This is a genomic window from Streptomyces mauvecolor, assembly GCF_039532965.1.
In the GTDB taxonomy this organism is placed as follows: Bacteria; Actinomycetota; Actinomycetes; order Streptomycetales; family Streptomycetaceae; genus Streptomyces; species Streptomyces violascens.
Window position 1 is genome coordinate 1 of record NZ_BAAASQ010000053.1, and the last position, 21,792, is coordinate 21,792.

Consider the following 21,792-nt stretch of genomic DNA (forward strand, 5'->3'; position numbering starts at 1 on the left):
CTCGGGCTCAACGCGGTCAGCGACGGCCTCAACGTCGTCCTGCCGGAGGCCGCCGTGAAACACTACCTGCCGGCCAGCCGCCAGGCCGTGAACGCCTGGCTGGCGGGCTTCGCGGGAACCGGCCCGGGACGCCAGGAGGAACTCGGTCCGGCGGTGGCGGCCCTTAAGCAGGTGATCGAGGCCGACGCCAACATGCAGATGCTCACGCCGTGCAGGTTGAAAGAGGCTCACTGGGTGGGTGCTTCGGCGAGCGAGAGGCTGTTCCCATCAGGGTCCAGCACGACGACGTGGCGTACACCGTTGCTGTAGGTCTCGACCGCTTCGTGGTCGATCCCGTGTGCGGCGAGTCGGGCCAGGATCTCGGAGAGGTTGTTCACGCCGAGCGTGATCATGGCTCCGCCTACTCGCTCAGCGCGCACGTCCCGATCGTCAACGACGACCCACGCGTTCTCACCGACCCGCCACAGGTATTCCTCGCCGATGATCTCGTCCGCTGGGCGCCCGAAGAACACCTCGAACCACTCCACTGCCTTGATCCGGTCACTCACACACATGATGCTGTACAGGTCCACTCGGATCACTCCTCATAGTCGTTTCGGAAGTTGGACCACTCCCGTGACCGAAACTCATCGGAGGAGGGGGCCGGTTCTCCACGAGGACGGTGAGGCCAGGCGCCGCTCACCCACATTGAGGCTTTCCGACCTGTGCGGTGTGCAGCGTGGGGATGGCCTGTATGAGGCTCGTGATACGGACGGTGGAGCAGCGCAGCTTGCGCAGAATCCGCCAGGTCTTGACGGTGGCGATGGCCTGTTCGACGCATGCGCGAATCTTCGTGTACGCGCGGTTGACGGCCTGCTGACCTGCGGACAGCTTCTCCCTGCGGCCCCAGTAGGGCACTCGCACGGTGCCGCCGGCTCCTCGGCAGCCCTTATCGGCCCAGCACCGCACACCGGCTTCTTCCAGGGCGGCGATGATGCCGTGGACCCGTGCGGCCTTGATGTCGTGGACGGCTCCGGGAAGCGCGGGAGCGGCAGCGGGACCATCGCCTGGCAGTCGGTCTCCAGCAGGTCAACCGGCCGCCCCTGGATCGCGCGGACGGTCCGCGCATTCGCCCTGGTAAGCCAGTCCTCAAGCTGCCGGTTGAAGTCCGCCGGGGAGGCGAACAGGCGGCCTGGCAGGAACGAGGTCGTCCAGCAGCGCCAGGGTGGAGGGGCGGACGGTGTCGCCGCGGAAGTCGCGCAGGAAGTCGCCGTGCTTCTCCAGCACCGTCACGTCGATGCCGGACCGGGCCGGCAGCAGGGCGAGCACCATGCCCCCGGTGCCGCTGCCCACGACGCAGCACGTGGCTTGTTCCGTGGCAGTCCTGCCCTTCGGAAGAGCAGTGAGTCAGCAGCAGATTCGGGAGCGCTGATTCATCCGTATTAACTCATCGACCGATGCATATTCGACTCCTTCAGGCGGCCTCCCGCCTCCCCGGTTTTTCGTCGTCGTGGTGGATCGGCGTCGTCGAACCGGTCAGCGGGACACCTGTACCGCCCCGCCGGACGGCGACGATCTCCGCCGCGATCGACAGCGCGGTCTCCTCGGGCGTCCGGGCGCCGAGGTCGAGGCCGATCGGCGAGCGCAGCCGGGCCAGTTCCGCCGCGGTCACGCCTTCCGCGCGCAGCCGCCGGGTGCGGTCCTCGTGCGTACGGCGCGAGCCCAGCGCCCCGATGAACGCCGCCGGCATCCGCAGCGCTGCCGTCAGCAGAGGCACGTCGAACTTGGCGTCGTGGGTGAGCAGGCACAGCACCGTGCGGGCATCGGTGCCGGTGCGCCGCAGATACCGGTGCGGCCAGTCCACCACGACCTCGTCGGCCTCGGGGAAGCGGGCCCGGGTGGCGAAGACCGGGCGGGCGTCACAGACGGTCACGTGATAGCCGAGGAACTTTCCCACCCTCGCGAGCGCCGCCGCGAAGTCGATCGCGCCGAACACGATCATGCGCGGCGGCGGCACGTTCGACTCGACCAGCAGCGTGAGACCGCCAGGGCAGTGCGAGCCGTCCGCAGAGAGCTCCACCGTGTCGGTACGGCCCGACTCCAGCAGGGCCAGGGCCTCGGCCGCCGCCACCCGGTCCAGGTCCGGGTGGCCGCCGAGTCCGCCCTCGCAGGTGCCGTCGGGCCGGACCAGCAGGGCGTGTCCGCGCAGTCCGGCCGGGCCGCGGGCGACCCGGGCGAGGGCCACGGGTTCACGGCGGACGGCGGCCGCCAGCGCCGCGGCCGACAGCGCCCCGGTCCGGCCGGAGACCGGGGTGACCAGCACCTCGATGGTCCCACCGCAGGTCAGTCCCACGGCGAAGGCGTCCTCGTCGCTGTAGCCGAACCGTTCGAGCACGCTCTCGCCGGACCGCAGCGCCTCGCGGCACAGGTCGTACACCGCGCCCTCCACGCAGCCGCCGGAGACCGAGCCGATGACGGTGCCCTCGCTGTCGACGGCCAGGGCGGCGCCCGGACCGCGTGGCGCGCTGCCGCCGACCGCCACGACGGTCGCGACGGCGAATTCCCGGCCGTCTTCGGCCCATTGGTGCAGTTCCTCGGCCAGGTCAAGCATCCGGCGCCTCCGCGGCGGCCGCGAGGATCCGGTCCGGGCGAATGGGCAGGCTGCGGTGGCGCACACCGGTCGCGTGCCAGACCGCGTTGGCGACGGCGGCCGCGGCGCCGACGATGCCGATCTCACCGATGCCCTTGATCCCGACCGGGTCGTCGGGATCGGTGTCCTCGATCCAGTCGGCCTCGATGCGGGGCACGTCGGCGTGGGTCGCGACGTGGTAGCCCGCGAGGTCGGCGCCGACGTGTCCGCCCGAGGCGCGGTCGCGGACGGCCTCCTCGTGCAGAGCCATGGAGATGCCCCAGATCATGCCGCCCCGCAACTGGTTGCGCGCGGTGAGCGGGTTGATGATCTGGCCCGCCGCGAAGATGCCGAGCATGCGCCGCACCCGCACCTCGCCGGTGCCGGGGTCCACGGAGACCTCCGCGAACTGAGCGCCGTAGGAGTGCCGTTCGGCCGCGGCGAGGGCGCCGATGGCCGCGGTGGTGTCCGACCGTACAGTGATCCCCTCGGGCGGGATGCCGGTGCCGAGGGCCAGCCGCTCGCACAGCTCCGCGGCCGCCACCCGGATCGCCCAGGCCCAGGAGCGGGTGCCCATGGAGCCGCCGGCGATCATCGCCGGGCCGAAGTCGCTGTCGCCGATGCGCACATGGACGCGTTCGGGAGACGTCCGCAGCGCGTCGGCGGCCACCAGGGTGAGTGCGGTACGGGCCCCCGTGCCGATGTCGGCCGCCGAGATCCGGACGGTGAAGGTGCCGTCCGGGTGCGCGGTCGCACTCGCGGTGGACGGCATGGCGCCCGCCGGGAAGGAGGCGGCCGCCATACCCGTGCCGAGCAGCAGCCGGCCCTCGCGGCGCAGCCCGGGGCGTGGGTCCCGCTCGGCCCAGCCGAACCTGCGGGCGCCCTCCCTGAAGCAGGCGGCCAGATTGCGGCCGGCGAACGGCAGGCCGGACACCGGCCCCCGGTCGGGTTCGTTGCGCAGACGCAGTTCGATCGGGTCGATCCCGCACTTCTCGGCGAGTTCGTCGAGGGCGGCCTCGAGCGCGAACGATCCGGGCGCCTCGCCCGGGGCGCGCATGAACGTCGGGGACGGTATGTCGAGCCGTACGACGCGGTTGGCGGTGTGGTGGGCGTCGGCGTCGTACATCACCCGGGCCACCCCGGCGCTCGCTTCCACGAACTCGTAGCCGGTGGCGGTCTGGTTGAGGGAGTGGTGCGCCAGGGCACGCAGGTGTCCGTCTGTGTCGGCGCCGAGCCGGACGTGCTGAATGGTGGGGCTGCGGTAGCCGGCCAGCGAGAACATCTGACGGCGCGTCAGGACGACGCGCACCGGCCGCTGCAGGACGGTCGCGGCCATCACGGCGGCGACCTGGTGGGCGCGCACGCCTTTGCTGCCGAAGCCACCGCCGACGTGTTCGGAGCGTACGCGCACCGCGGCCGGGTCGAGCGAGAAGAGGTTCGCCAGCTCGCCGACGACCCAGGTGGCGCCCTGGTTGGAGTCGGTCACCTCCAGCCGGCCGCCGTCCCAGCGGGCGGTCGCGGCATGGGGTTCCATCGGATGGTGGTGCTCTTCGGGAGTGGTGTACTCGGCGTCCACGACGACGGCCGCGGCGGCCAGTCCGGCGTCTAGGTCACCCTTCTCCGTCACCGCCGGAATGTGTCCGTCCGCCGCGTAGGCGTCGGGGTGTCCGGCGCCGAACCCGACATCGTGCGGCTCCTGTTCGTAGCGCACCACGAGCGTTTCGGCGGCCTCTCTGGCCTGCTCGGACGTCTCGGCCACGACCAGCGCCACGGGCCAGCCCAGATGGGGCACCCGGTCGTGCTGGAAGACGGCGCAGGTGGGGTCCGGCCGCATGCCCAGCAGGCCGGTGTAGTCGGTGGTGAGGCGCGGGGCGTTGCGGTGTTCCAGCACGGCGAGGACACCGGGCATGGCGAGGACGGACTCGGTGTCGAGGTCACGGATGCGGCCACGCGCGACCGTGGACAGCACCAGCCAGCCGTGGGCGAGGTCGGCGAAGGGAACCTCCCCGGCGTAGCGGGCGGCTCCGGTGACCTTGTCCCGTCCCTCGACCCGGGTGTGCGCGGTGCCGACGGCTGCTGTGTGCAGGGTGGTGGCGGTGGTGAGGGTGGTCATCGGGCGTCCTCCTCGGCGAGTTCGGACAGGACGGCCACCACGAGGTTGCGGATCAGCTCCACCTTGTAGCCGTTGTGCGGCAGCGGCCGGGCCGCCGCCAGCTCGGCGTCCGCCGCGGCGGCGTAGGTCCCGGCGTCGGCAGGCGCACCGATGAGGACCCGCTCGGCCGCGCCGGCCCGCCACGGACGGGAGGCGACGGCGCCGAAGGCCAGACGGGCGTCCTGCACGACGCCGTCGCGGACGTCGAGCGCCGCGGCGAGCGAGCCGATGGCGAAGGCGTACGAGGCGCGCTCGCGCACCTTGCGGTAGCGGGAGCGGGCGGCGACCGGGGCGGGCGGGAGCGTGACGTGGGTGATCAGCGTGCCCGGCAGCAGGGCCGTCTCGCGGTGCGGGGTGTCGCCGACGGGCAGGTAGAAGTCGGTGAGTGGCAACTCCCCCGGCCCGTGGGCCGTGTGGAAGTGGACCACGGCGTCGAAGGCGGCCAGGGCCACGGCCATGTCCGAGGGGTGTACGGCCACGCAGTGACCGGAGGCGCCGAGGATCGCGTGGTTGTGGTGTTCGCCTTCGATCGCTGGGCAACCGCTGCCGGGCACCCGCTTGTTGCAGGGCTTGGTGACGTCGGTGAAGTAGCCGCAGCGGGTGCGCTGGAGCAGGTTCCCGCCGACCGTGGCCATGTTGCGCAGCTGTCCCGAGGCGCCCGCCAGCACCGCCTGCGCGAGGGCCGGGTAGCGACGCCGGATCTCGGGGTGGGCGGCGAGGTCGCCGTTGGTGACCGTGGCGCCGATGCGCAGTCCGCCGTCCGGCGTCGACTCGATCTCGTCGAGCGGGAGTTCACGGATGTCGACGAGCCGGACGGGGCGCTCGACCCCGGACTTCATCAGGTCGACGAGGTTGGTGCCGCCACCGAGGAAGCGGGTGTCCGGATCGGCGCCGAGCAGCGCGACGGCGCCCGCGACGTCGGACGCCCGCTGGTAGTCGAACTCCCTCATGCCGCCGCCCCCTTGCCCGCCGGAACATCCTCGCCGCGGCGCCCGTCGGCCTGGACCTGGGCCGCGCGGGCCACCGCCTCTACGATCGACACGTACGCGCCGCAGCGGCAGAGGTTGCCGCTCATCCGCTCCCGGATCTCCTCGGCGCTCAGCGGCGGCGGCCCCGCCTCAGGCCGTACGTCGGAGGTGGCGGCGCTCGGCCAGCCCGCCGCGTGTTCCTCGATCACCCCGATCGCCGAGCAGATCTGGCCCGGGGTGCAGTAGCCGCACTGGAACCCGTCCAGGTCGAGGAAGGCCTGCTGCACGGGGTGCAGGCGGTCGCCGTCGGCCACGCCCTCGATGGTGGTGATCTCGCGGTTCTCGGCCGCGACGGCCAGTTGCAGACAGGCGACCGCCCGGCGCCCGTCCAGCAGGACGGTACAGGCCCCGCACTGTCCCTGGTCGCAGCCCTTCTTGGTGCCGGTCAGGTCGAGGCGCTCGCGGAGTGCGTCGAGCAGGGTGGTGCGGTGGTCGACGGGCAGTGTGTGCTTCTCGCCGTTGATCTTCAAGGTGATGACACTGGACGTCGAGACGACACTGGACGTCGATGAGGTCATGAGCTGCTTCTTTCGCATGGACAGTGCGGACGGGAGGGTCCGGCGGCCGGAGTGCGTACGGCGCGGGGCGAAACGAAGGTGCTGGGCACTGACCCGGACAGGGGCAGCCGGCGACTGCCGCTGGATTGCGTCCGCCGCTATGATGGACACAACCGGACAACTGTCCGTTACTTGAGAACGTACCGGACAGCTGTCCGGTTGGCAAGGATGGGTTCCCGCCACGGACCCATGAGGAGGACGCGTGCCGCAGCAGGACTCGCCCCGGCGCTCGGACGCGCAGCGCAACCGCGAGCGCATACTCGACGTGGCCCTCGTCGAACTGTCCCGGTGCGCGGACGCCCCGCTTAGCATGATCGCCAAGAAGGCGGGCGTCGGGCAGGGCACCTTCTACCGCAACTTCCCCAACCGCGAATCGCTCGTGCTGGAGATATACCGCCACGAGATGCAGCAGGTCGCCGACAGCGCCACCCAGCTGCTGGAGACCCGGCCGCCCGACCAGGCCCTGCGCGCGTGGATGGACCGGCTCGCCGAGTTCGCCATGGCCAAGGCCGGGCTGGCCGACGCGATCCGCCAGGCCACCTGCACCCCCGGCGGGCCGGAGAAGCCGCCGCCCACCCCGGTGATGAGGGCGGCGGGCCTGCTGCTCCGCGCCGGCCAGGACGCCGGCACCATCCGCCCCGGTTACACCGTGGACGACTTCCTCCTCGCCATCGCGGGCCTGTGGCAGCTCGACCCGCACGACGACTGGGAGCCCCGCGCCGCCCGCCTCCTCGACCTGGTCGTGGCCGGACTGCGCACGGGGCCCGCCGGCGCCTGAGCACCGCCCGGCGGCCGCGCCGTGGCCGGAAGTCATCAGCGATGACGCCGTCGGGCCCAGAGCCGGGCGGTGTCTCGGGCATCGGCTTCGATGACGACCTGTTGCCTCGTGGAGTATCGGTAGTTCTTGGCCTGTTCAGCGATGGTGTGGTCGCGGGTGGGCACCAGGGTGCCGTCCACGATGAGCACGGCGTCTTTGCCGAACCGCCTGCGGGGCCGCGAGGCAGGCGCGGGATCGAGGTGGTCGCTGATCCGGTCGGCTGCGGACTTCAAGATACTGAAGAGCGGCGCGAGTTGACGCATCGTCAAGTTCGTGCGCCAGTAGGCCGACACGAGCAGTACCCGGTCCTCCAGCGGAAGGGACCACGGCCGACCTATGCGGACCGGATCCGCACCCTCGCGGCGCAGCACGGTCACCAGCTTCTTCAAGGAACGCGGGCTCAGCCCGCCGAACGGGCCGAGCTCGGCGGGCTGGGGCTCGTTCAACCGGCCGCGCGGGTCCTTCTGGTTGGCGCCCCATGAGCCGTACGTCGTGCTCCCGGGACCGGACACGGTCCCGGGACAGGCATGGGCACCCGGCACGACCGGACGTCTGCCTGCGGCCGACTGGCGCCAGCACCACGAGCCACTAGGACGGACCGCGCACGCGATCTACGTTGAGGTGTCACCGGCGTTGAGGTGTCACCAGCCCGGCTGCGCCGAGCTGCCACGATCCGGCGGTATCCAGCCCGACAGCTCCCGCCGTCGGTCAAAGTCGCGTCCCTCCTCGCCGGGGCCAGCACGTCGCAGGCAACGCCCTGGCGCGCTGCAATCAGCCCAAGCCGACGGCTGCCAGCGCAGTGGTCCAGTCGGCCGCGATCGCTTGGCGGGCACTGTCGAGGGGGACCTGGCCGTTGCAGACGGCGGTCTTGAGGCGGTTCTCGACGGTGTCCTTGTTCCCCGCGGTCTTGCCGCCCGTGCTGTAACGCGGCTCAGGCCACAAGTTCTTCGGATCGCGGGGCGCGCCGCCGAGTTCCAGGGGGACGAGGTGGTCCTCCTCGTAGTCGGCCGTGCTGGTGTCGCTGTAGCCGTAGGCCGCGATCTGCTGCACCTTCAGCGGATTCGTGTACGAGGTGGGCGGGCGCACGGTGGACGTCCAGCCCGGCACACAGATCGTCGAGTCGATCGTGTCCTGCGTGACGTCCGGGTTGTAGGCGCCGGGCTGGCAGTCCGGGTCGGGCAGCGGCAGATACGACTGCGAACACGACACCGAGACCGCAGTCGCGGCCGGGGTCGTGGTGGCGTGGGCGCCGGCCGTACCAACGGTCAGTGCACCGGCGGCGAGGGCGAACACGCCCAGGACGGGGGCGAGTCGGGGTATCGAAGGCATGTGGGGGCTCCGTCGGGTCCGGGCCCGGCTGGGGATGCCGGGCGGCTGACGGAATGACACCAGCCCCACGGTCTATGCGAGTAGACCCTGACGGTGAACAACAGACGACGTGTCCAATCGTTGCCTTCCCATAGACATCCCCTGACCGGAACATCACGGCTTCTTGGTGGCCTACAGAGCCCAGTGTCCTTCGACCGGAGCCAACTCGGCTCATGCACGACAACATGCCACCGAGGCGGACAGGAACGCCGCGACATCACCGCCAACACCGCCGTCCAACCCTGCAGTTGCCATGCCTCTGCGCCGCCGCACCCCTCACACCACCGCTGTCGCCAGGGCTTCGCTCCATCGCCCATGGGGAACCGCGCGGATTCGCGCACGCCTCCGGCTGCGTGCTGAACAGTGCGGGAGCGGCCGATTTTTTGGCACCTGCAGGGCGTGGTGTTGCTGGTCGGCGGCGGTCGGTCACACCGGGTCGGCTGCCGGAAGTCGCTGGTAGAGGACGTGTCGGGAGCTGCGGGTGCGCTGGATGAGTCCGGCGCGGTGCAGGATCTGCTTCGCGAAGGCGCTGGGTGTGAAAATCACGGCGTCGGCGGCGATCGTCGTCTGGTGCGAGCCGGGTGCACCCATCCCGAAGTCCAGGCAGCGGGGCTTCCGCCTTGATCGTGGACACCGGTTGTCATGCAGCGATGGCCAGGGGAGTTGATCTGTGTTCGTAGAGGACCGGCGTGAGATAGCCGGTCGTGGAGTGCCGGCGCCGGTGGTTGTAGAAGCCGAGCCGGCGGAAGACGGCGAGCCGAGCGGCTCGTTGGCTCGGCCGGCCACGGCCGGCCACGGCCGTCGGGAAGGATCTCCCGCTTGAGCGAGGCGAAGAACGACTCTGCGGCGGTGTTGTCCGCGCAGGTGCCGACTGCTTCCATGGACCGCCGGGTCGCGGCTTGGCGGCAGGTGTCGGTGAACGCCTTCGACCCGTACGGGGCGCCGTGACCGCTGTGGAAAATGACGCCGTCCACCTGGGCGCCGCGAGTGTGGACGGCCGCGTCGGGCGCGTCGGTGACGGGCTCGGCCCGCGTGTGATCGGCCATCGAGCAGCCCAGCAGGCGGGCGGGAGAACATACGGGAGACGCGTCGATGACGGTGGCCAGATACAGGAATTCCCGGTCGGCGACGGGCAGATAGGTGATGCCACCGGCCCAGGCCCGGTCGGGCCCGGATGCGGTGAAGCTGCGCCGCAGCACATCGGGGACTGCCCGGGCGGCGTGGCCTGGCCGCTGCCGTCTGCCGCGGAGGTGCTGTCGCGTCCCGCCGATGCGGGCACCGCCGATCTGCGTGGGTGGCCGGTCCCGGATGTGCTGGCGATCTTGCGTCCGCTGTCCGCCGATGAGATCGACTTCGACGTAGACCTGCGAGCTGTATAGCCAGGGCGGCGTGGACACCCTGTGCGGCTTCCTGGATGCGATCGGCCGCCGGCTGGGCAAGGCGGTGGTCATGACCGGCGAAGGCGACTACGGGAACCCGGTGCTCGGGTTCGACCCCGCGGCCGACCGTGTGGTGCTGCTGGCCGGTCCCCAGCTGATCGCACTGGCCGGTAGCGCCACGAACTGCGTCGGCTCAGATGAATGACGCGTGCGGCACGAACCACTGAGCCAAGCGCCAGTCGTCCACAGTGACCAATTCCGCGGTCAGTTGACTCTCCGTCAAGTGACCGTGGGCGGGGTGATCCACCTGGCCACCGACATACGCACCGGGATTACAAGCAGCTTCGAAGCACACCGAACACGACGATGCCCACCATCATCGGCATGGGGAGGCTGCCGCCGGTCAGCAGCGCCATGATCCCGCTCACCAGGGCCACCGAGCCGCACACGAGCATGATGGTGCGCTGACGAGGGGCGGCGGACGAGGCTCTCGCGCGGGCGCGGAGGGCCTCCTTGAAGTCCTCTGCCGTCAGTCGGCAGGAAAGACCCATCCCCGAGACCGACTGCTCTTCCCTGTTCATGTACGAGTGTTCCCCCGGCTGATCCCGGCTGTCCGACAGGAAGTGGTGACTGCCGGGACCTCGCGGAAGAAGCAGGTCAGTCGTGTGCTCGTGTGACTGCCGGGCGCGCCCGGTTCCCGGTCGGGCCGGAGCGAGGGCCGCGGAACGGGCCCCTCCCCCATGTTGGGTGGGAGAGGGGCCCGAATGTGTGCCGGTGACGTCACACGTCAGTCGGGTGTCAGGAGACGGTCACGTCATCGTAGTACGTGTACGTCTCGTCACCCACGTAGTCGTCGTCCTTGCTGGTGAGTGTGAGGGTGTAGCTGTGGCCCGCGGTCAGGGAGCCGGAGGCGGTCTTCCAACCGGCGCCGTTGGTGCAGGTCTTGGGCAGGACCGTCGTGGTGGTGCCGCTCGTGTTGTCCGTCAGCGTGGCGGTGGCCCAGTCGTAGGTGACGGTGTCGGGGCAGGTTACGTCGTAGGCGAAGGAGACCTTGGAGCTGCCGGTCGGCGCCGTGAAGGTCTGGGCGATGGAGGAGGTGTTGGTCGGGCTGGACGAGCCGACCAGGGCGCCGTAGCTGCCGGTGTGGGCGGCGGCGGTGCTGGCGACGGCGGAGCCGGTGGAGGTCCAGCCGCTCAGGGTGCCCGCCTCGAAGGCGCCGTTGGTCAGCGCGCTGCCGCCGGTGCTCCCACCCGTGGCGAAGGCCGTGGTGCCGTTCGGGGTGCCGAGGCCGGTCGGGCCGTCGTAGCCGGGGCCTGCGGTGCACAGGTAGCTGGGCGAGCAGGTGCCGTTGCTGCCCGTGGTGACGTCGTTGAGCGCGCTGGTGTGCGCGTACGGGTACTTCGACGGGTAGTCGCCGGTGCCGGGCGTGCCGGCCAGCGCGTAGACGCCGGCGATGATCGGCGCGGAGGCACTGGTGCCGCCGTACACGTTCCAGCCGCTGGCCTGGTAACTGTCGTACACCGCGACACCGGTGGCCGGGTCGGCGACGGCCGACACGTCGGAGATGGCACGCTTCGAGCAGCCGCTGTCGGTCTGCCAGCTGGGCTTGGGGTCATACGCCGAGCAGCCGGAGCCGGTGCCCTCGGTGCTGTTGGTGTGCCACACCGACTCGGACCAGCCACGGGCGCTGGAGTCCCGCTTCAGGGCGGTGCCGCCGACCGAGGTCACGTACTGGGAGGCCGCCGGGTACTCGGCGCCGTACGCGGAGTCACCCGCGGAGACGGTGATCGCGACACCGGGATGCTTGAAGTACTGGTTGTCCGCGGTCAGGTCCGAGGAGTCCTCGGATCCGCCGTAGCTGTTGGACACATACTTGGCTCCCTGAGCCACGGCGGTGTTGACCGCGGTGCCCAGGTCGCTCATGTTGGCCGTGCTGGACTCGACCAGCAGAATGTGGGCGTTGGGGGCGATCGCCGAGACCATGTCGAGGTCCAGGGAGATCTCGCCCGCCCAACCGGCGTCTGCGGACGGGTAGTTGGTGCCGCCGTTCTGGTCGATCTTGCTGAAGCAGCCGTTGGCCGTGGTGCAGGCAGGCAGGCCGTACTGGCTGCGGTAGGCGGCCAGGTCGGACTCGGCGTTGGGGTCGTCCTGGGCGTCGACGATGGCGATCGTCGCGCCGGCACCGCCGTTCGCGGGCAGGTTGTAGGCGCTCAGCAGGTCGGACGGACCGTAGCCGGACGGCACGGCGAGCGGCGAGACCGCGTTGACCGTCAGCGCACGCGGCTGGACGACGTCGGTGCGGGCGATCGCCTTGCAGGCCATCACCCGGTGCTTGGTGGGCTGCGAGCAGAGCCGCTTCACGTGCGGGGTGGCCGAGACCGACGCGCCGGTGCTCGCGGCGGTCTGGGCCTGGGCCGAACCGGCCGCGACCAGGCCGGTGGTGGCGAAGGCGAGCGAGACGAGCCCGGTCAGGGCGGTCCGCTGCGCGGCTCTTGATATATGGGGGATACCCATGGGTGGGGGTGCCTCTCTCGTACCGGTCACCGCGCGTCGGTCGACGGCCGTGACCGCTCAGCTGGATGGCGGCGGACGGCAGGTCACGCCCCGAACAGAAACTCGATACCCCGCCGAAATATCCGCGTGAAGAGAGCAGCGGAAAGCAACATCGCGATCGCACAGGGGATTTCCCTGGGCGAGCGACGGCCGTTCCGCGGGGAATTGCTCTCTCCGCAGACAGGGAAGCAAGCCCCCATACCGAAACGCGAACCCGATTTATCTAACGAACTGTCACCACGGGCTGTGGTGGCACCGTTCGCCGGGCGGAAGCAAAGCAGACTTGATGAGCACCGGTCAACGGGCTGGGCCTGGGGTTTGTCCGCTCAACTCGTTACGGGGCTGTGAACAGGACGGACAGAACAGGGCCAGAGCAGGTAAATACCTGTCGGGTCGCTACTCGCGGCTGGACGGGAATTGGCCTGCACCTGAACCAGCAAACGGAAATGCATGGGCATATCTTGACCACTCATTGACCACGGCCTCAGGGAGGCCCACTCAACCACCGTGCACCATATGAGTAGTTGGGGACTTGCCCGTTTCGATCTCCCGAACCAAGAGGTCGGGCAGAGGGGACGGGGGACGGGTGGGGCCAGCCAGCAGATGGGACAGGCACGGATTCCGCACTCATGGAACTGCAACGCTCTGTGATCACCGGGGGGACTTGTGCCTGCGCTGCCATCACGGCTGGGACCGAACCGCTATGAAACTCCGCCCGGGTGCAGAAGACCGCAGATCCCGCCCACCTGACTGCTCCTGAACGAAAACCGTGCTCATGGTCCGCCGGCGGTGCTCACGGATTCGCAGATCCCAGACGAATCCGGGTCCGGATACCACGATGGCATCCCGGCGTTGACGTCAACTCAAGTTGAAGTCCCAGCGTTCTGGTCATTACTCAACGCTACGTACCGCCATTCCCGGACGCCCTCGAAAGTGAGCTGGCACAGCACATCCTCGGCTCCCTTCCCGACTCCGTCGAGCCGGTCACCGGCAAGGTGACCGACCCGGACGGGCTGACGGCCCGCCTGAACGAACTCGGCGGCGTGCGGGCCGCGTTCATGCTCTGCCCCTACCACCATGCGACCGGCCACTTCACCGCTCCCCAGAACGCGCTGGCCGTCGTGGAGGGCCCTCGCCGAGCACTCCGGGCAGATTGTGCTCAGCTCGTCACACAGTCTGCGCGAGGGCACCCCCGCCACCACCCACAACGCCCCTCATGCGGACTTCCACCACGCACTGGAGGACGGGTGCGGGGCTCGGGGGTGCCCTGGACAATCCTGCGGCCCGTGCATGCCAGCCCATATGACGCTGCGCCGGGCCGAGGCGACTCGCTCCGAAGGCGTCGTACGCGGCCCCTATGGCAAGGCTGCCCAGCCACTGCTCGACGACCGCGACGCCGCCGAGACCGTCGTCCGTACGCTCCTCGACGAAGGCCATGACGGGGCCTCGCACTTCCTGACGGGCTCCGGGCTCTGACACACGAGCAGAGAGCGGAGACGATCGGCGCGGTGACCGGCCGCCCGGTGCGCTACAGGCATCTCCAGCACCATGGCCGAACAAGGACAACCCGGACCGCCAGGTGCGGTTGAGTTTCCTGGGGTGAACCAGGGCGTTGAAGACCGTCCGGAATGGCGGCCGCCAGAGCTTCACTGGACTGGGGGCGGCGTCGGCCGCCTTGCTCTCCGGCATACTCCGGCGGCCGACTGACGATCGAGATCGGCCAAGGCGGACGTTCGAGCCGGAATCAGAAGGCGGGCGCCCTCGGCACACAGGGAGCTGCCGGGGCCGAGGGGTCCAGGGCCCGCTTGACCCATCCGATCGCACGCGGGCTGTACGACATGCTCAGGTGGGCGGAGAGGTCGACGAAGCAGCCCTCCTGCAAGGTGATGTTGTGCACCATTGCTCCGGGGCCCGCCGTCATGAACGTGCTCTGCCATGGGGTGGTGATCCGTCGTACTTCGTGCCGATCACGGTGTAGTCGATCCCAGGAACGGTGTCCCCGTCGGCGTTGAGCTCTTTGACGAAGTCGGATTTCTCGTACTGCTGGACGCCCGCCTTCCCCAAGGTCTTCTCCCCGGGGCCCAGCATGTGGAGCATGTCGGCGAGCGTCTCGATGCCGCTCATGGTGGTGCCGTGGTTGGTCGCGCCGAGCTGGACGACCTTCTTGACCTTGTTCTTCGAGGGGTCGGTCGGGTTCGCGCCTCCGTCGGCCTTGAGATACCAGCGGGCCAGGGTCCCGCCCTGGGAGTGGCCGACGAGGTCCACCTGGCCGGTGCCGGTGGCAGCGAGCACCTTGTCCACGAAGGCGGCCAGCTCCTTGGAGGACTGCTTGATGTCTCCATGACCCTTGACGGTGGGAGCGAGAGCCACTCCGGCGTCGTCGGTGTCGCCGTAGTCGAGGGTGTAGACGCAGTAGCCCTGAGCCTTCAACTCGGGGGACATCCGGGCCCAGCTGTTGTAGCGGTTCTCGTAGGTCCCGTGCACCAGGACGACCGGACGCGGATGGGCGGCGCCGGGACGGCAGTTCCAGTCGTTGGCGCCCGGCGGATCGATGTCGAGGTGGAGGATGGAATGGACCATGGCAGGAAGAAAATCGTGCTGCTCGGGGCCGGTCTCCGCGGCCGCGGACGTGGAGGTAGCCAAGACCGTCGCCGCGGCAGTGGCACAGACGGCGGTGACATATTTCGGTATGTGCAAGACGGCTCCTGAGAAGTGTGGAACTCGGGCCGCGCGCGATGTTTCCCAGGGTGTCGGCCGAGGAGTGAACCGCGGGTGACCTCTTCCGCCGTCCCCACCAGATGACGTACCGTCAGACGCCGGCTCTGGTGCCGCCCGAGGAGAATCCCGGACCGCCGGCCTCGTACCCCGAGTAACTTTCAGGGCCCCCAGTATGCACACGAGGCAAGAGGTTCTGAAGGGAGGAAACACGAACCTCGAAAGGGGTAGGCAGGGCGGCTGGAACTGGTCCGGGCCATGCTCCGTGACCAGGGCGCCTGGTGCCGGCTGGAGCAGCAGGACACGTTCACCGTGCACGTCGGGTGGGATCAGTACCTGTACGTCGGAAGCGACCGGCCCTGCGAAGCAGCCGTCGCCCGGACTCGCGAGCTCGGCCTGTTCGCGGAGCCGATCACGGCCTCGCCCTACGCCGCAGACCTTGAGGCACCAGAGGTGACACCGGCTGCGGACGAAGACTTTTGGGAACAAGTACGCGCAGAACTGGCCGCACCGCAGACGCTCCTGCTGGAGGAGGCCTACCTCCGCAACGCCACCCGCTGGCACCGCCTCACCGAGAACAACCTCGACACCGTCCGCGCCGCGCTCGGCCCACGCGCGCTCCTGACCGTCTGGCCCGACCTCACCCCTGATGTCGATGCGGTCCTTGACGCGCTGCCCGAGGACGAATCCGTGGACTTCGTCTGGGAGACGCCGAACGGAACGATCCGCCACGTGACCATCGACGAGAGCGATCACCAACGGCTCACCACTTTGGTGGCAGGCGCGAGGGCGGCCTGCTCCCTGCCCTTGGCCCTCGACGAACGCCACCCACTGTTCCACGTCGCTCTGCCTGGTGTCGGCGGAGCCGGCCGCTCACCCGATGCCGATGGCCTGCGACTTCCCTGGGTGAACCAGTGAAGGTAGGCAATGTGTACGGCAACCGGTAAGGCAACGCGTAAAGCAACCTGTTGGGCAACCAATAGGGCAACTGTGCCTGAGCGCCTGTCGGCTACCTGGATCGCTGTGCCTGAGCACCGTAGACAGCCACTTTTCAGGCTTGATGGCCAAAGTTTTCACGCTACTTGACCGAGGTGTGCAGGCTGGTTGGCCAAGGCCGCGAGGCCGTTTGGGCCCACCGTGGCTCGTGCGGCAGGCGGGAGGGGCGCCCATGCGGCGTCGCCGTCGGCGACCGCGAGATGCCCTTGGCTGTCCGGTTCCAGTGAGAATCACCGCTGGAACGTCGTGACCAGGGGAAACACGGCTTGGAGCGTATAGGGTTCCCGTGGTGGTGTGGGGGATTCCCGTTCGGCGCCTGCCCTACGAGTTGTGGAAGCCCACTCGCTTGGCAGGTGTCGCCAGGTGCGGCACCCGGGTCAGGGGCGCTGATACGGCGGGCCGTCAGCGGTTCGATGCTGTGGCGGTCCCTGCATGGGGTGAGAGGTTGGTACGGAGACATGGGCGAGGATCCACTCATAGCGGCAGTGCGGAGCGGGGACGTCAAGGCGGTGGCAGCTCTGCTGGCGGCGGGCGCCGACCCCAACACGGTTGACGGGCACGGCACTCCGGCACTGTGTCTGGCCGTGGACGCCTTCGACCTTCCGGTTATCGAAGAGCTGAGGATGGCGGACCAGCCGGTCCAGCTGAACCGCGCCGCCGCCGACGGCCGTACGCCTCTGCTGCGAGCCGTCGACCGTGGCGCCTGCGAGATCGCGTCCGTGCTCGTCAGCGGCGGAGCGGATCTCGGGCTCACCGACGCCGAGGGGCGTAACGCCCTGGAGCTGGCGCGGCACTGGCACCTCACGGGCGCCGAGGCCGAGCTGCGCCGCAGGAGCGGCACATCGGAGCCGGTCGCGCGCAGAGCGGTTGTGGACGGGTGGGGGAACGTCTGCGAAGAACTGTCACTCGGTGGCCTGACGGTCCGCAACGGGCACACCGCGATCCTCGCCGAGCTGGAGCCCCGGTACGGGATCGCACCGGCCTTCGAGGAGTTGCTGGGCCGCGCCCTGGCCGAGCCGGACGTCGACCAGCCGGTGTGGTCGGCGACGACGCTCACACTCCAGGGGCGCCGCGCCCCCGCCGTCTGGGCGGAGGCCGCCGCCCTGCGCGGCCGCCCGAATCCTCTGGAGCGGTACTGCGGCGCCGAGGTGATCCGTCTCATCAACCTCTTCGACGAGAGCGACGACAGCCCTTTCGATGTGCCGCTCGTCGACCTCTTCCTGCCCTGGGCAGCACGCGAGGAGGATCCACGGGTGATGCGGGCACTCACCGCCGGCCTGTCCGAGGCCATGGACCCCCGGGCCGAGCAGCCGCTGCCGGCACTCACCCGCCACCACGACCGGGAGGTCCGGCGATGGGCGATCTCCGGCCTCCACCGGCCGGTCGCGCAGGGAAATCGCGAGGCGCTGACCGCCGTCGTGGCGTGCACCCAGGACACGGATGCCCTGGTACGCGAGGCGGCATGCGGGGCAGTCGCTCAGGCTTCCACGGATTCTCCTGCCCCTTCGGATGCTCTCGCCGCCTGTCTCCACGACGAGGTCGAGGCCGTACGGGTCACGGCAGCGATCCAGCTGTTCCTGCGCGACGACCCACGCGGCGACGGGGTACTGCGCAGCCTCGGCCCCATCGGCCAGGACTCGCCCTACTACGCGGCCTTCCACGCCGTCTGGTACCACCACCGGGCACTGCTCCCCGCCGACTGAACCGCCCAGCCTCACCAACCGGACCACTCCCCACCCGGTAAAACACCCACCAGATCCCCACCCGGGAACCGACGGCAGCGAGAACAGCACCGGACACTACGGGCCAGCCCCACCACCTCACGGCGGCTCATCCATTCCGTCACTCCGCCTACACCCGTCGGTGACCCAGCGAGCGGCCAAGCAGCATGAAAACTCCGGCCATCTACGGCGCTCAGGCACAATCGTCTCTGTCTGGCCGAGCTGGAAGCTGGAGGGTGCAAACGGTTCAGGAGAGCCAGTCGGCGTAGTGCGTGGGGGCGAGGTGGGCGTCCTTGTCGGTGAGGACGTCACCCTTGACGACGGCGAACATGCCGGCGGTTGGGTCGGTGACAACGGTGCGGCTGTCGGACTTATGGGACAGGGTGAGCCGGCCCAGCTCGTCCAGGGAGAAGACCTCGGGTCCGGCGATGCTGCGGATGCCTCCCAGCGGGGCGCCCGCAGCGACTTCTGCCACCGCGTCGGCCACGTCCTTGGAGGCGATCGGCTGAATCGGCGTGGCGGGCAGCCGGACGGTGTCGCTGTCGGCGGTCCAGGAAAGGATCGCGTCGATGAATTCCATGAACTGCGTCGCGCGGACGATCGAGTAGGGGATCGGTCCGGCCTTCAGGATGTCCTCCTGGAGCACCTTGGCCCGGTAGTAGTCCAGCTCCGGCACCTGGTCCGCGCCGACGATCGAGAGAATGACGAAGTGACGGACGCCACCTTCCTGGCTCGCGGCCAGAAGGTTGTCCATCGAGGTCTGGAAGAAGGCCAGGGAGGCTTCGTCGAAGGTCGGGGAGTTCGTCAGGTTGACGATGACGTCGGCCCCCGACATTGCCTCGTCCAGTCCCCGGCCGCTGATGACGTCAATTCCGGTGGACTGCGAGTGCGGCACCGCCTCGTGCCCGGCGGCGTTCAGATGCGTGACGACCTGCGACCCGATCAGCCCGGTACCGCCGATGACCGCGAACTTCATGACACGCCTTCCGTCGGGAGGTTTGTCTGAAATATTGCACATGATCCCTATGCAGGCCTTGAATGTGAGACCAGGTCGTACATATTCGGCCACATCGCCGGCGCCCCGGCCCGCCACCACGCCCGCGCAACCGTCACCACCGACGCGGAATCCATCCGTGCCCTAACCGGTGCCCTGCCCGACCGCATCACCCCAGCGGGCGACGGCTCGTGCACCGTCGACCGCCCCCTGCACATCGCCCAGCACCTGCTGAACCTCGGCCCCGACACCACCCTGCACGGCTCCCCCGAACTCGCCGGACCCTTGCGGGAGTTGGGCCAGCAACTCCTGAACGCCACCCACTCCCTCACGGCGGAAGGTAGCAAGCAGGCACCGCGCGACACCAAGGGGCCGCTCTCATGACCGAGCCCGCCCGAGAGACCGGCCAAAGCGCGCTCTTCCCCATGTCCGAGGTCACCCCCGAACCGCCCCCGTCCCCCGACTTCGACGGCATCACCTTCCACGAAATCCGGGCCCGCACCCTCCTCAACCGCGTACCCGAAGCCGCCCCCGGCGGCATGGGCTTCACCCTCAACCCCTACCGCGGCTGCACCCACGCCTGCACCTACTGCTTCGCCCGAGACGGCCACCACCACCTCGGCCACAACACCGGCCAGGACTTCCAGACCCACCTCTACGTCAAAACCAACGCCGCCCAGGTACTGCGCCGCGAACTGCGCACCGGCGAAACCCGCGGCCAATGGGTCACGGTCGGCACCTCCACCGACTGCTACCAACGCGCCGAAGGCCGCTACCAGCTGATGCCCGACATCCTGCGCGCCCTGACCGACTACCGCGTCCCCTTCACCACAACCACCAAATCCGCCCTCCTGCGCCGCGACATCCCCCACGCCGGCGACCACCCCGACGCCCTCAACGCACTCGTCGACGCCTGCGCCCAAGCCGGAGCCGTCACCGTCTACGCCGACATCCTGCGCATCAGCCCCGGCACCCGCACCCGGTTCCATACCCAGACCGTCCACACCCTCCCACCCCACCTCCACCAACAACTGGCCGCCGACTACCACCAACACCCCGCCATGCCCCCGCCCTACATCCAGCAGGTCACCGACCACATCCGCACCCGCGCCGCCCACCACGGCATTCCCAGCTGGGAGGACTACATCAAGCAACGCAGCACGAGCCGTAGCCGAGCCGACTAGCGTCCTAGCTGCACCATCCCGTCGACACCACGAGACGAGACCGCCGCATGACAAGGGTTCGGGAGCGCCTAGGACATATGGGACATCCGCGCCCTATGTCTTCCTCTTTCACCTCAATGTGAATACGGGATGGAGATTCCCGGCCCGCGGAGTGCACACCTCTTCAAGAGATCTCTCATGAGATCTGCGTTTAGTGACCGAGTTTGACCATGGGTCTTTCGGAGTGTTTGCATGTCTTCGGCGTTGCTTTCGGCATGTGACCACACACCCCAGGGGTGTGATGCCGTTATCGGCGCTGGCGTGTAATGAAATAATTGAAGGGGGAATTGAATAATGTTGCGCATGGGTCGGGCAGTTGCCCCGGCTATTGCCCTGTCCGGTCTGCTTATGGGTACTGTGACCGGTACCGCCAATGCAGCAGACCAGACGGGTCCGACGGAGGCTTTCCATGTGAAGGTCAGCAACGCGACGCAGACGTCGCTGCAGATGGAGTTCGCCCTGCCCAAGGGCGACCACCTTGCGGTCAAGTCCAATGGAGAGCTCGCTGTACAGGACGCCAGGGGAAAGGAGCTGGACGCGGCTCCGGCCACGATCAAGGGTGGCGGCCACGTCTTCTCCGGGAAGTGGGCGGTGAGCGGTGACACGGCCACGCTGAACCTGGCGAGCGTCGACGGCCACAAGATAGCCGCCGCGGGCGCCATCACCACCTTCGGCTTCTCGGACTGGCTGAGCTGCGTCAGCAAGTCGACCACGGCCAGCGGTACGGCCGGGGCGGTGGCTGGCTGCGTCGGCGACGCAGTGACGGGCTGCGCTCCCGGGGCTGTCGCCGGCGGGGTGGCCGGAGGCATCGGCGGAGCCGTCGCCGGCGCCGTCACCTGCTAGCAAGAACAGGCAGGCAGTAGAGCACCCTGATGGGTGACAACGTGTGGCGCACCGCAATTCAGCGGTGCGCCACCACTCCTTAGGAGGGAATATGCGCAAACCCTGGTTTGCTCTTGCGGCATTCGCCATGGGCGCGTTCCTTGCCGTTGCCACTGTCACTTCTTTCCTTCACAGTGACATGCAGAGCGGAGCGGTATCGGCAGCAGGGGCAATTCTCGCCGCAGCTGGCGGAATATATACACTCAGGCGGGGTGTCCCCACCCTGCCTGCGAAGCTGACGATGCCGGTCGTACTCGCGGCCATCATCAGCGTCAGCCTGCCTCGATTCCTCGACAACAAGGGCGGCCCTCTCACCCTGGTCGCGGGAGCAGTGGCCGCCGGACTGGCGATCGGCCTCTTTACGCGATTCCGCCCCTACGGCAATGAATCGTGAACTGCCGATCCCGCGTCTTCTCGCTCTGCACAATCAGTTCGCCTGGATGAAGCAGAGCCGGTGACGACGTACCGGGCAGAGCCGGGGCCAAGCGTGGGCAATACGCAGCCACGCCTTGGTCCCCGGCCTTCCCGGCGTGCTGAGCACGTCCAAGCCGGAGCGGTCCCGGGCCGCACGACCGAGCGCGCCCCTTTCTTCGCCCGCGCCGCCCGGGACCAGGCGGCGTCACCGGCAGCCGTCTGTGGGCCGGCATCACCGGGGTCCTGACCCCGGGCACCACAGCAGACGACTTTCCGCACCCAGCATCCAAAGCGCGCGGCGGATATTGGCTGGCGGCGGCGGAATCCCGGTTGCTGCAACCGGGCCATGGGGATCTGGACCGATGCTTTTGTCCCGCCCGCCGCG

At 69.2% G+C, this 21,792-nt stretch carries 24 protein-coding genes and 5 pseudogenes; 10 read left to right on the top strand and 19 right to left on the bottom strand.

Annotated features, from left to right (window positions below; genetic code table 11):
• Positions 1 to 309: hypothetical protein (locus tag ABD346_RS36930; protein ID WP_344380696.1), on the top strand; the 309-nt coding region annotated here is incomplete at its 5' end.
• Here the strand turns inward: ABD346_RS36930 and ABD346_RS36935 are convergent.
• The 8 genes and pseudogenes from ABD346_RS36935 to ABD346_RS36965 form a co-directional block, all read right to left on the bottom strand.
• Complete coding sequence (locus tag ABD346_RS36935; protein ID WP_344380697.1) at positions 228 to 572, bottom strand: VOC family protein; 345 nt, start codon at positions 570 to 572, stop codon at positions 228 to 230. The genes ABD346_RS36930 and ABD346_RS36935 overlap by 82 nt on opposite strands.
• A gap of 106 nt (positions 573 to 678) precedes the next feature.
• Positions 679 to 1,032 (bottom strand): annotated as a pseudogene (locus ABD346_RS36940) (transposase family protein); the annotation flags it as partial.
• Positions 1,029 to 1,187 (bottom strand): annotated as a pseudogene (locus ABD346_RS38735) (IS21 family transposase); the annotation flags it as partial. The pseudogenes ABD346_RS38735 and ABD346_RS36940, both read right to left, overlap by 4 nt.
• Positions 1,153 to 1,332, bottom strand: a pseudogene (locus tag ABD346_RS36945) (FAD-dependent monooxygenase); the annotation flags it as partial. The pseudogenes ABD346_RS38735 and ABD346_RS36945, both read right to left, overlap by 35 nt.
• 121 nt (positions 1,333 to 1,453) lie before the next feature.
• Positions 1,454 to 2,590 carry an XdhC family protein gene (locus tag ABD346_RS36950; RefSeq protein ID WP_344380698.1) on the bottom strand — a complete coding sequence of 379 codons (1,137 nt, stop codon included), beginning with the start codon at positions 2,588 to 2,590 and terminating at the stop codon, positions 1,454 to 1,456.
• Positions 2,583 to 4,721 (bottom strand): xanthine dehydrogenase family protein molybdopterin-binding subunit, encoded by a 2,139-nt coding sequence (locus ABD346_RS36955; RefSeq protein WP_344380699.1) that lies wholly within the window; start codon positions 4,719 to 4,721, stop codon positions 2,583 to 2,585. Before ABD346_RS36955 ends, ABD346_RS36950 begins: the two co-directional genes overlap by 8 nt.
• Positions 4,718 to 5,710, bottom strand: coding sequence for an FAD binding domain-containing protein (locus ABD346_RS36960; protein WP_344380700.1), 993 nt, complete (start codon positions 5,708 to 5,710; stop codon positions 4,718 to 4,720). The genes ABD346_RS36955 and ABD346_RS36960 overlap by 4 nt, the downstream gene beginning before the upstream one ends.
• Entirely contained in the window at positions 5,707 to 6,306 is a 600-nt protein-coding gene (locus ABD346_RS36965) for a (2Fe-2S)-binding protein (RefSeq protein ID WP_344380701.1), read from the bottom strand. The genes ABD346_RS36960 and ABD346_RS36965 overlap by 4 nt, the downstream gene beginning before the upstream one ends.
• 241 nt (positions 6,307 to 6,547) lie before the next feature.
• On the opposite strand from ABD346_RS36965, the gene ABD346_RS36970 reads away from it, so the two are divergent.
• Positions 6,548 to 7,123 carry a TetR/AcrR family transcriptional regulator gene (locus ABD346_RS36970; protein WP_344380702.1) on the top strand — a complete coding sequence of 192 codons (576 nt, stop codon included), beginning with the start codon at positions 6,548 to 6,550 and terminating at the stop codon, positions 7,121 to 7,123.
• Between the two features lie 74 nt (positions 7,124 to 7,197).
• On the opposite strand, the pseudogene ABD346_RS36975 reads toward ABD346_RS36970, so the two are convergent.
• The 4 genes and pseudogenes from ABD346_RS36975 to ABD346_RS36990 form a co-directional block, all read right to left on the bottom strand.
• A pseudogene (locus tag ABD346_RS36975) lies at positions 7,198 to 7,608 on the bottom strand (transposase family protein); the annotation flags it as partial.
• 325 nt (positions 7,609 to 7,933) lie between these two features.
• Positions 7,934 to 8,491, bottom strand: coding sequence for a hypothetical protein (locus tag ABD346_RS36980; protein ID WP_344380703.1), 558 nt, complete (start codon positions 8,489 to 8,491; stop codon positions 7,934 to 7,936).
• A gap of 465 nt (positions 8,492 to 8,956) precedes the next feature.
• Positions 8,957 to 9,121 (bottom strand): hypothetical protein, encoded by a 165-nt coding sequence (locus tag ABD346_RS36985; protein WP_344380704.1) that lies wholly within the window; start codon positions 9,119 to 9,121, stop codon positions 8,957 to 8,959.
• 49 nt (positions 9,122 to 9,170) lie between these two features.
• The gene (locus ABD346_RS36990) at positions 9,171 to 9,326 is read right to left on the bottom strand and encodes a hypothetical protein (protein WP_344380705.1); all 156 of its coding nucleotides are present in this window, start codon (positions 9,324 to 9,326) and stop codon (positions 9,171 to 9,173) included.
• Between the two features lie 23 nt (positions 9,327 to 9,349).
• Here ABD346_RS36990 and ABD346_RS36995 point away from each other — a divergent pair, with 23 nt between their 5' ends.
• Complete coding sequence (locus ABD346_RS36995; RefSeq protein WP_344380706.1) at positions 9,350 to 9,478, top strand: hypothetical protein; 129 nt, start codon at positions 9,350 to 9,352, stop codon at positions 9,476 to 9,478.
• Here the strand turns inward: ABD346_RS36995 and ABD346_RS38740 are convergent.
• Positions 9,451 to 9,981: pseudogene (locus ABD346_RS38740) on the bottom strand (hypothetical protein); the annotation flags it as partial. The gene ABD346_RS36995 and the pseudogene ABD346_RS38740 sit on opposite strands and share 28 nt — an antisense overlap.
• On the opposite strand from ABD346_RS38740, the gene ABD346_RS37000 reads away from it, so the two are divergent.
• Entirely contained in the window at positions 9,920 to 10,114 is a 195-nt protein-coding gene (locus ABD346_RS37000; protein WP_344380707.1) for a hypothetical protein, read from the top strand. The pseudogene ABD346_RS38740 and the gene ABD346_RS37000 sit on opposite strands and share 62 nt — an antisense overlap.
• 127 nt (positions 10,115 to 10,241) lie before the next feature.
• Here ABD346_RS37000 and ABD346_RS37005 read toward each other — a convergent pair whose 3' ends face one another.
• The gene (locus ABD346_RS37005; protein ID WP_344380708.1) at positions 10,242 to 10,490 is read right to left on the bottom strand and encodes a hypothetical protein; all 249 of its coding nucleotides are present in this window, start codon (positions 10,488 to 10,490) and stop codon (positions 10,242 to 10,244) included.
• A 217-nt stretch (positions 10,491 to 10,707) separates the two neighbouring features.
• The gene (locus ABD346_RS37010) at positions 10,708 to 12,423 is read right to left on the bottom strand and encodes a peptidase S8 (RefSeq protein WP_344380709.1); all 1,716 of its coding nucleotides are present in this window, start codon (positions 12,421 to 12,423) and stop codon (positions 10,708 to 10,710) included.
• Positions 12,424 to 13,752: 1,329 nt separating this feature from the next.
• Here ABD346_RS37010 and ABD346_RS37015 point away from each other — a divergent pair.
• Entirely contained in the window at positions 13,753 to 13,938 is a 186-nt protein-coding gene (locus tag ABD346_RS37015; protein WP_344380710.1) for a hypothetical protein, read from the top strand.
• 268 nt (positions 13,939 to 14,206) lie between these two features.
• Here ABD346_RS37015 and ABD346_RS37020 read toward each other — a convergent pair whose 3' ends face one another.
• Complete coding sequence (locus tag ABD346_RS37020; RefSeq protein ID WP_344380711.1) at positions 14,207 to 14,362, bottom strand: hypothetical protein; 156 nt, start codon at positions 14,360 to 14,362, stop codon at positions 14,207 to 14,209.
• A gap of 17 nt (positions 14,363 to 14,379) precedes the next feature.
• Positions 14,380 to 15,042 carry an esterase/lipase family protein gene (locus ABD346_RS37025; protein WP_344380712.1) on the bottom strand — a complete coding sequence of 221 codons (663 nt, stop codon included), beginning with the start codon at positions 15,040 to 15,042 and terminating at the stop codon, positions 14,380 to 14,382.
• 393 nt (positions 15,043 to 15,435) lie between these two features.
• Here ABD346_RS37025 and ABD346_RS37030 point away from each other — a divergent pair, with 393 nt between their 5' ends.
• Positions 15,436 to 16,095 carry a hypothetical protein gene (locus tag ABD346_RS37030; protein WP_344380713.1) on the top strand — a complete coding sequence of 220 codons (660 nt, stop codon included), beginning with the start codon at positions 15,436 to 15,438 and terminating at the stop codon, positions 16,093 to 16,095.
• A gap of 536 nt (positions 16,096 to 16,631) precedes the next feature.
• Positions 16,632 to 17,876 carry a HEAT repeat domain-containing protein gene (locus tag ABD346_RS37035; protein WP_344380714.1) on the top strand — a complete coding sequence of 415 codons (1,245 nt, stop codon included), beginning with the start codon at positions 16,632 to 16,634 and terminating at the stop codon, positions 17,874 to 17,876.
• 265 nt (positions 17,877 to 18,141) lie between these two features.
• On the opposite strand, the gene ABD346_RS37040 is transcribed toward ABD346_RS37035, so the two are convergent.
• Complete coding sequence (locus tag ABD346_RS37040) at positions 18,142 to 18,870, bottom strand: SDR family oxidoreductase (RefSeq protein ID WP_344380715.1); 729 nt, start codon at positions 18,868 to 18,870, stop codon at positions 18,142 to 18,144.
• Between the two features lie 162 nt (positions 18,871 to 19,032).
• A complete protein-coding gene (locus ABD346_RS37045) occupies positions 19,033 to 19,212 on the bottom strand; it encodes a hypothetical protein (RefSeq protein ID WP_344380716.1) in 180 nt (59 codons plus the stop codon).
• 56 nt (positions 19,213 to 19,268) lie between these two features.
• Between ABD346_RS37045 and ABD346_RS37050 the strand changes: the two genes are divergently transcribed.
• From ABD346_RS37050 to ABD346_RS37060, 3 genes are all read left to right on the top strand, one after another.
• Entirely contained in the window at positions 19,269 to 20,072 is an 804-nt protein-coding gene (locus ABD346_RS37050; protein ID WP_344380717.1) for a radical SAM family protein, read from the top strand.
• A gap of 450 nt (positions 20,073 to 20,522) precedes the next feature.
• Positions 20,523 to 20,954: a hypothetical protein gene (locus tag ABD346_RS37055; protein WP_344380718.1), complete on the top strand. Its 432-nt coding sequence runs from the start codon at positions 20,523 to 20,525 to the stop codon at positions 20,952 to 20,954.
• Between the two features lie 91 nt (positions 20,955 to 21,045).
• The gene (locus tag ABD346_RS37060) at positions 21,046 to 21,387 is read left to right on the top strand and encodes a hypothetical protein (RefSeq protein WP_344380719.1); all 342 of its coding nucleotides are present in this window, start codon (positions 21,046 to 21,048) and stop codon (positions 21,385 to 21,387) included.
• Positions 21,388 to 21,792: the final 405 nt, after the last annotated feature.

Excerpts from the sequence above, each read along its gene's own strand:
- ABD346_RS36950 (WP_344380698.1), bottom strand. The coding sequence starts at position 2,590 with ATGCTTGACCTGGCCGAGGAACTGCACCAATGGGCCGAAGACGGCCGG.
- ABD346_RS36955 (WP_344380699.1), bottom strand. The coding sequence starts at position 4,721 with ATGACCACCCTCACCACCGCCACCACCCTGCACACAGCAGCCGTCGGC.
- ABD346_RS36960 (WP_344380700.1), bottom strand. The coding sequence starts at position 5,710 with ATGAGGGAGTTCGACTACCAGCGGGCGTCCGACGTCGCGGGCGCCGTC.
- ABD346_RS36965 (WP_344380701.1), bottom strand. The coding sequence starts at position 6,306 with ATGACCTCATCGACGTCCAGTGTCGTCTCGACGTCCAGTGTCATCACC.
- ABD346_RS36980 (WP_344380703.1), bottom strand. The coding sequence starts at position 8,491 with ATGCCTTCGATACCCCGACTCGCCCCCGTCCTGGGCGTGTTCGCCCTC.
- ABD346_RS36985 (WP_344380704.1), bottom strand. The coding sequence starts at position 9,121 with ATGGGTGCACCCGGCTCGCACCAGACGACGATCGCCGCCGACGCCGTG.
- ABD346_RS37005 (WP_344380708.1), bottom strand. The coding sequence starts at position 10,490 with ATGAACAGGGAAGAGCAGTCGGTCTCGGGGATGGGTCTTTCCTGCCGA.
- ABD346_RS37010 (WP_344380709.1), bottom strand. The coding sequence starts at position 12,423 with ATGGGTATCCCCCATATATCAAGAGCCGCGCAGCGGACCGCCCTGACC.
- ABD346_RS37015 (WP_344380710.1), top strand. The coding sequence starts at position 13,753 with ATGCCAGCCCATATGACGCTGCGCCGGGCCGAGGCGACTCGCTCCGAA.
- ABD346_RS37020 (WP_344380711.1), bottom strand. The coding sequence starts at position 14,362 with ATGGTGCACAACATCACCTTGCAGGAGGGCTGCTTCGTCGACCTCTCC.
- ABD346_RS37025 (WP_344380712.1), bottom strand. The coding sequence starts at position 15,042 with ATGGTCCATTCCATCCTCCACCTCGACATCGATCCGCCGGGCGCCAAC.
- ABD346_RS37030 (WP_344380713.1), top strand. The coding sequence starts at position 15,436 with ATGCTCCGTGACCAGGGCGCCTGGTGCCGGCTGGAGCAGCAGGACACG.
- ABD346_RS37035 (WP_344380714.1), top strand. The coding sequence starts at position 16,632 with ATGGGCGAGGATCCACTCATAGCGGCAGTGCGGAGCGGGGACGTCAAG.
- ABD346_RS37040 (WP_344380715.1), bottom strand. The coding sequence starts at position 18,870 with ATGAAGTTCGCGGTCATCGGCGGTACCGGGCTGATCGGGTCGCAGGTC.
- ABD346_RS37050 (WP_344380717.1), top strand. The coding sequence starts at position 19,269 with ATGACCGAGCCCGCCCGAGAGACCGGCCAAAGCGCGCTCTTCCCCATG.
- ABD346_RS37060 (WP_344380719.1), top strand. The coding sequence starts at position 21,046 with ATGCGCAAACCCTGGTTTGCTCTTGCGGCATTCGCCATGGGCGCGTTC.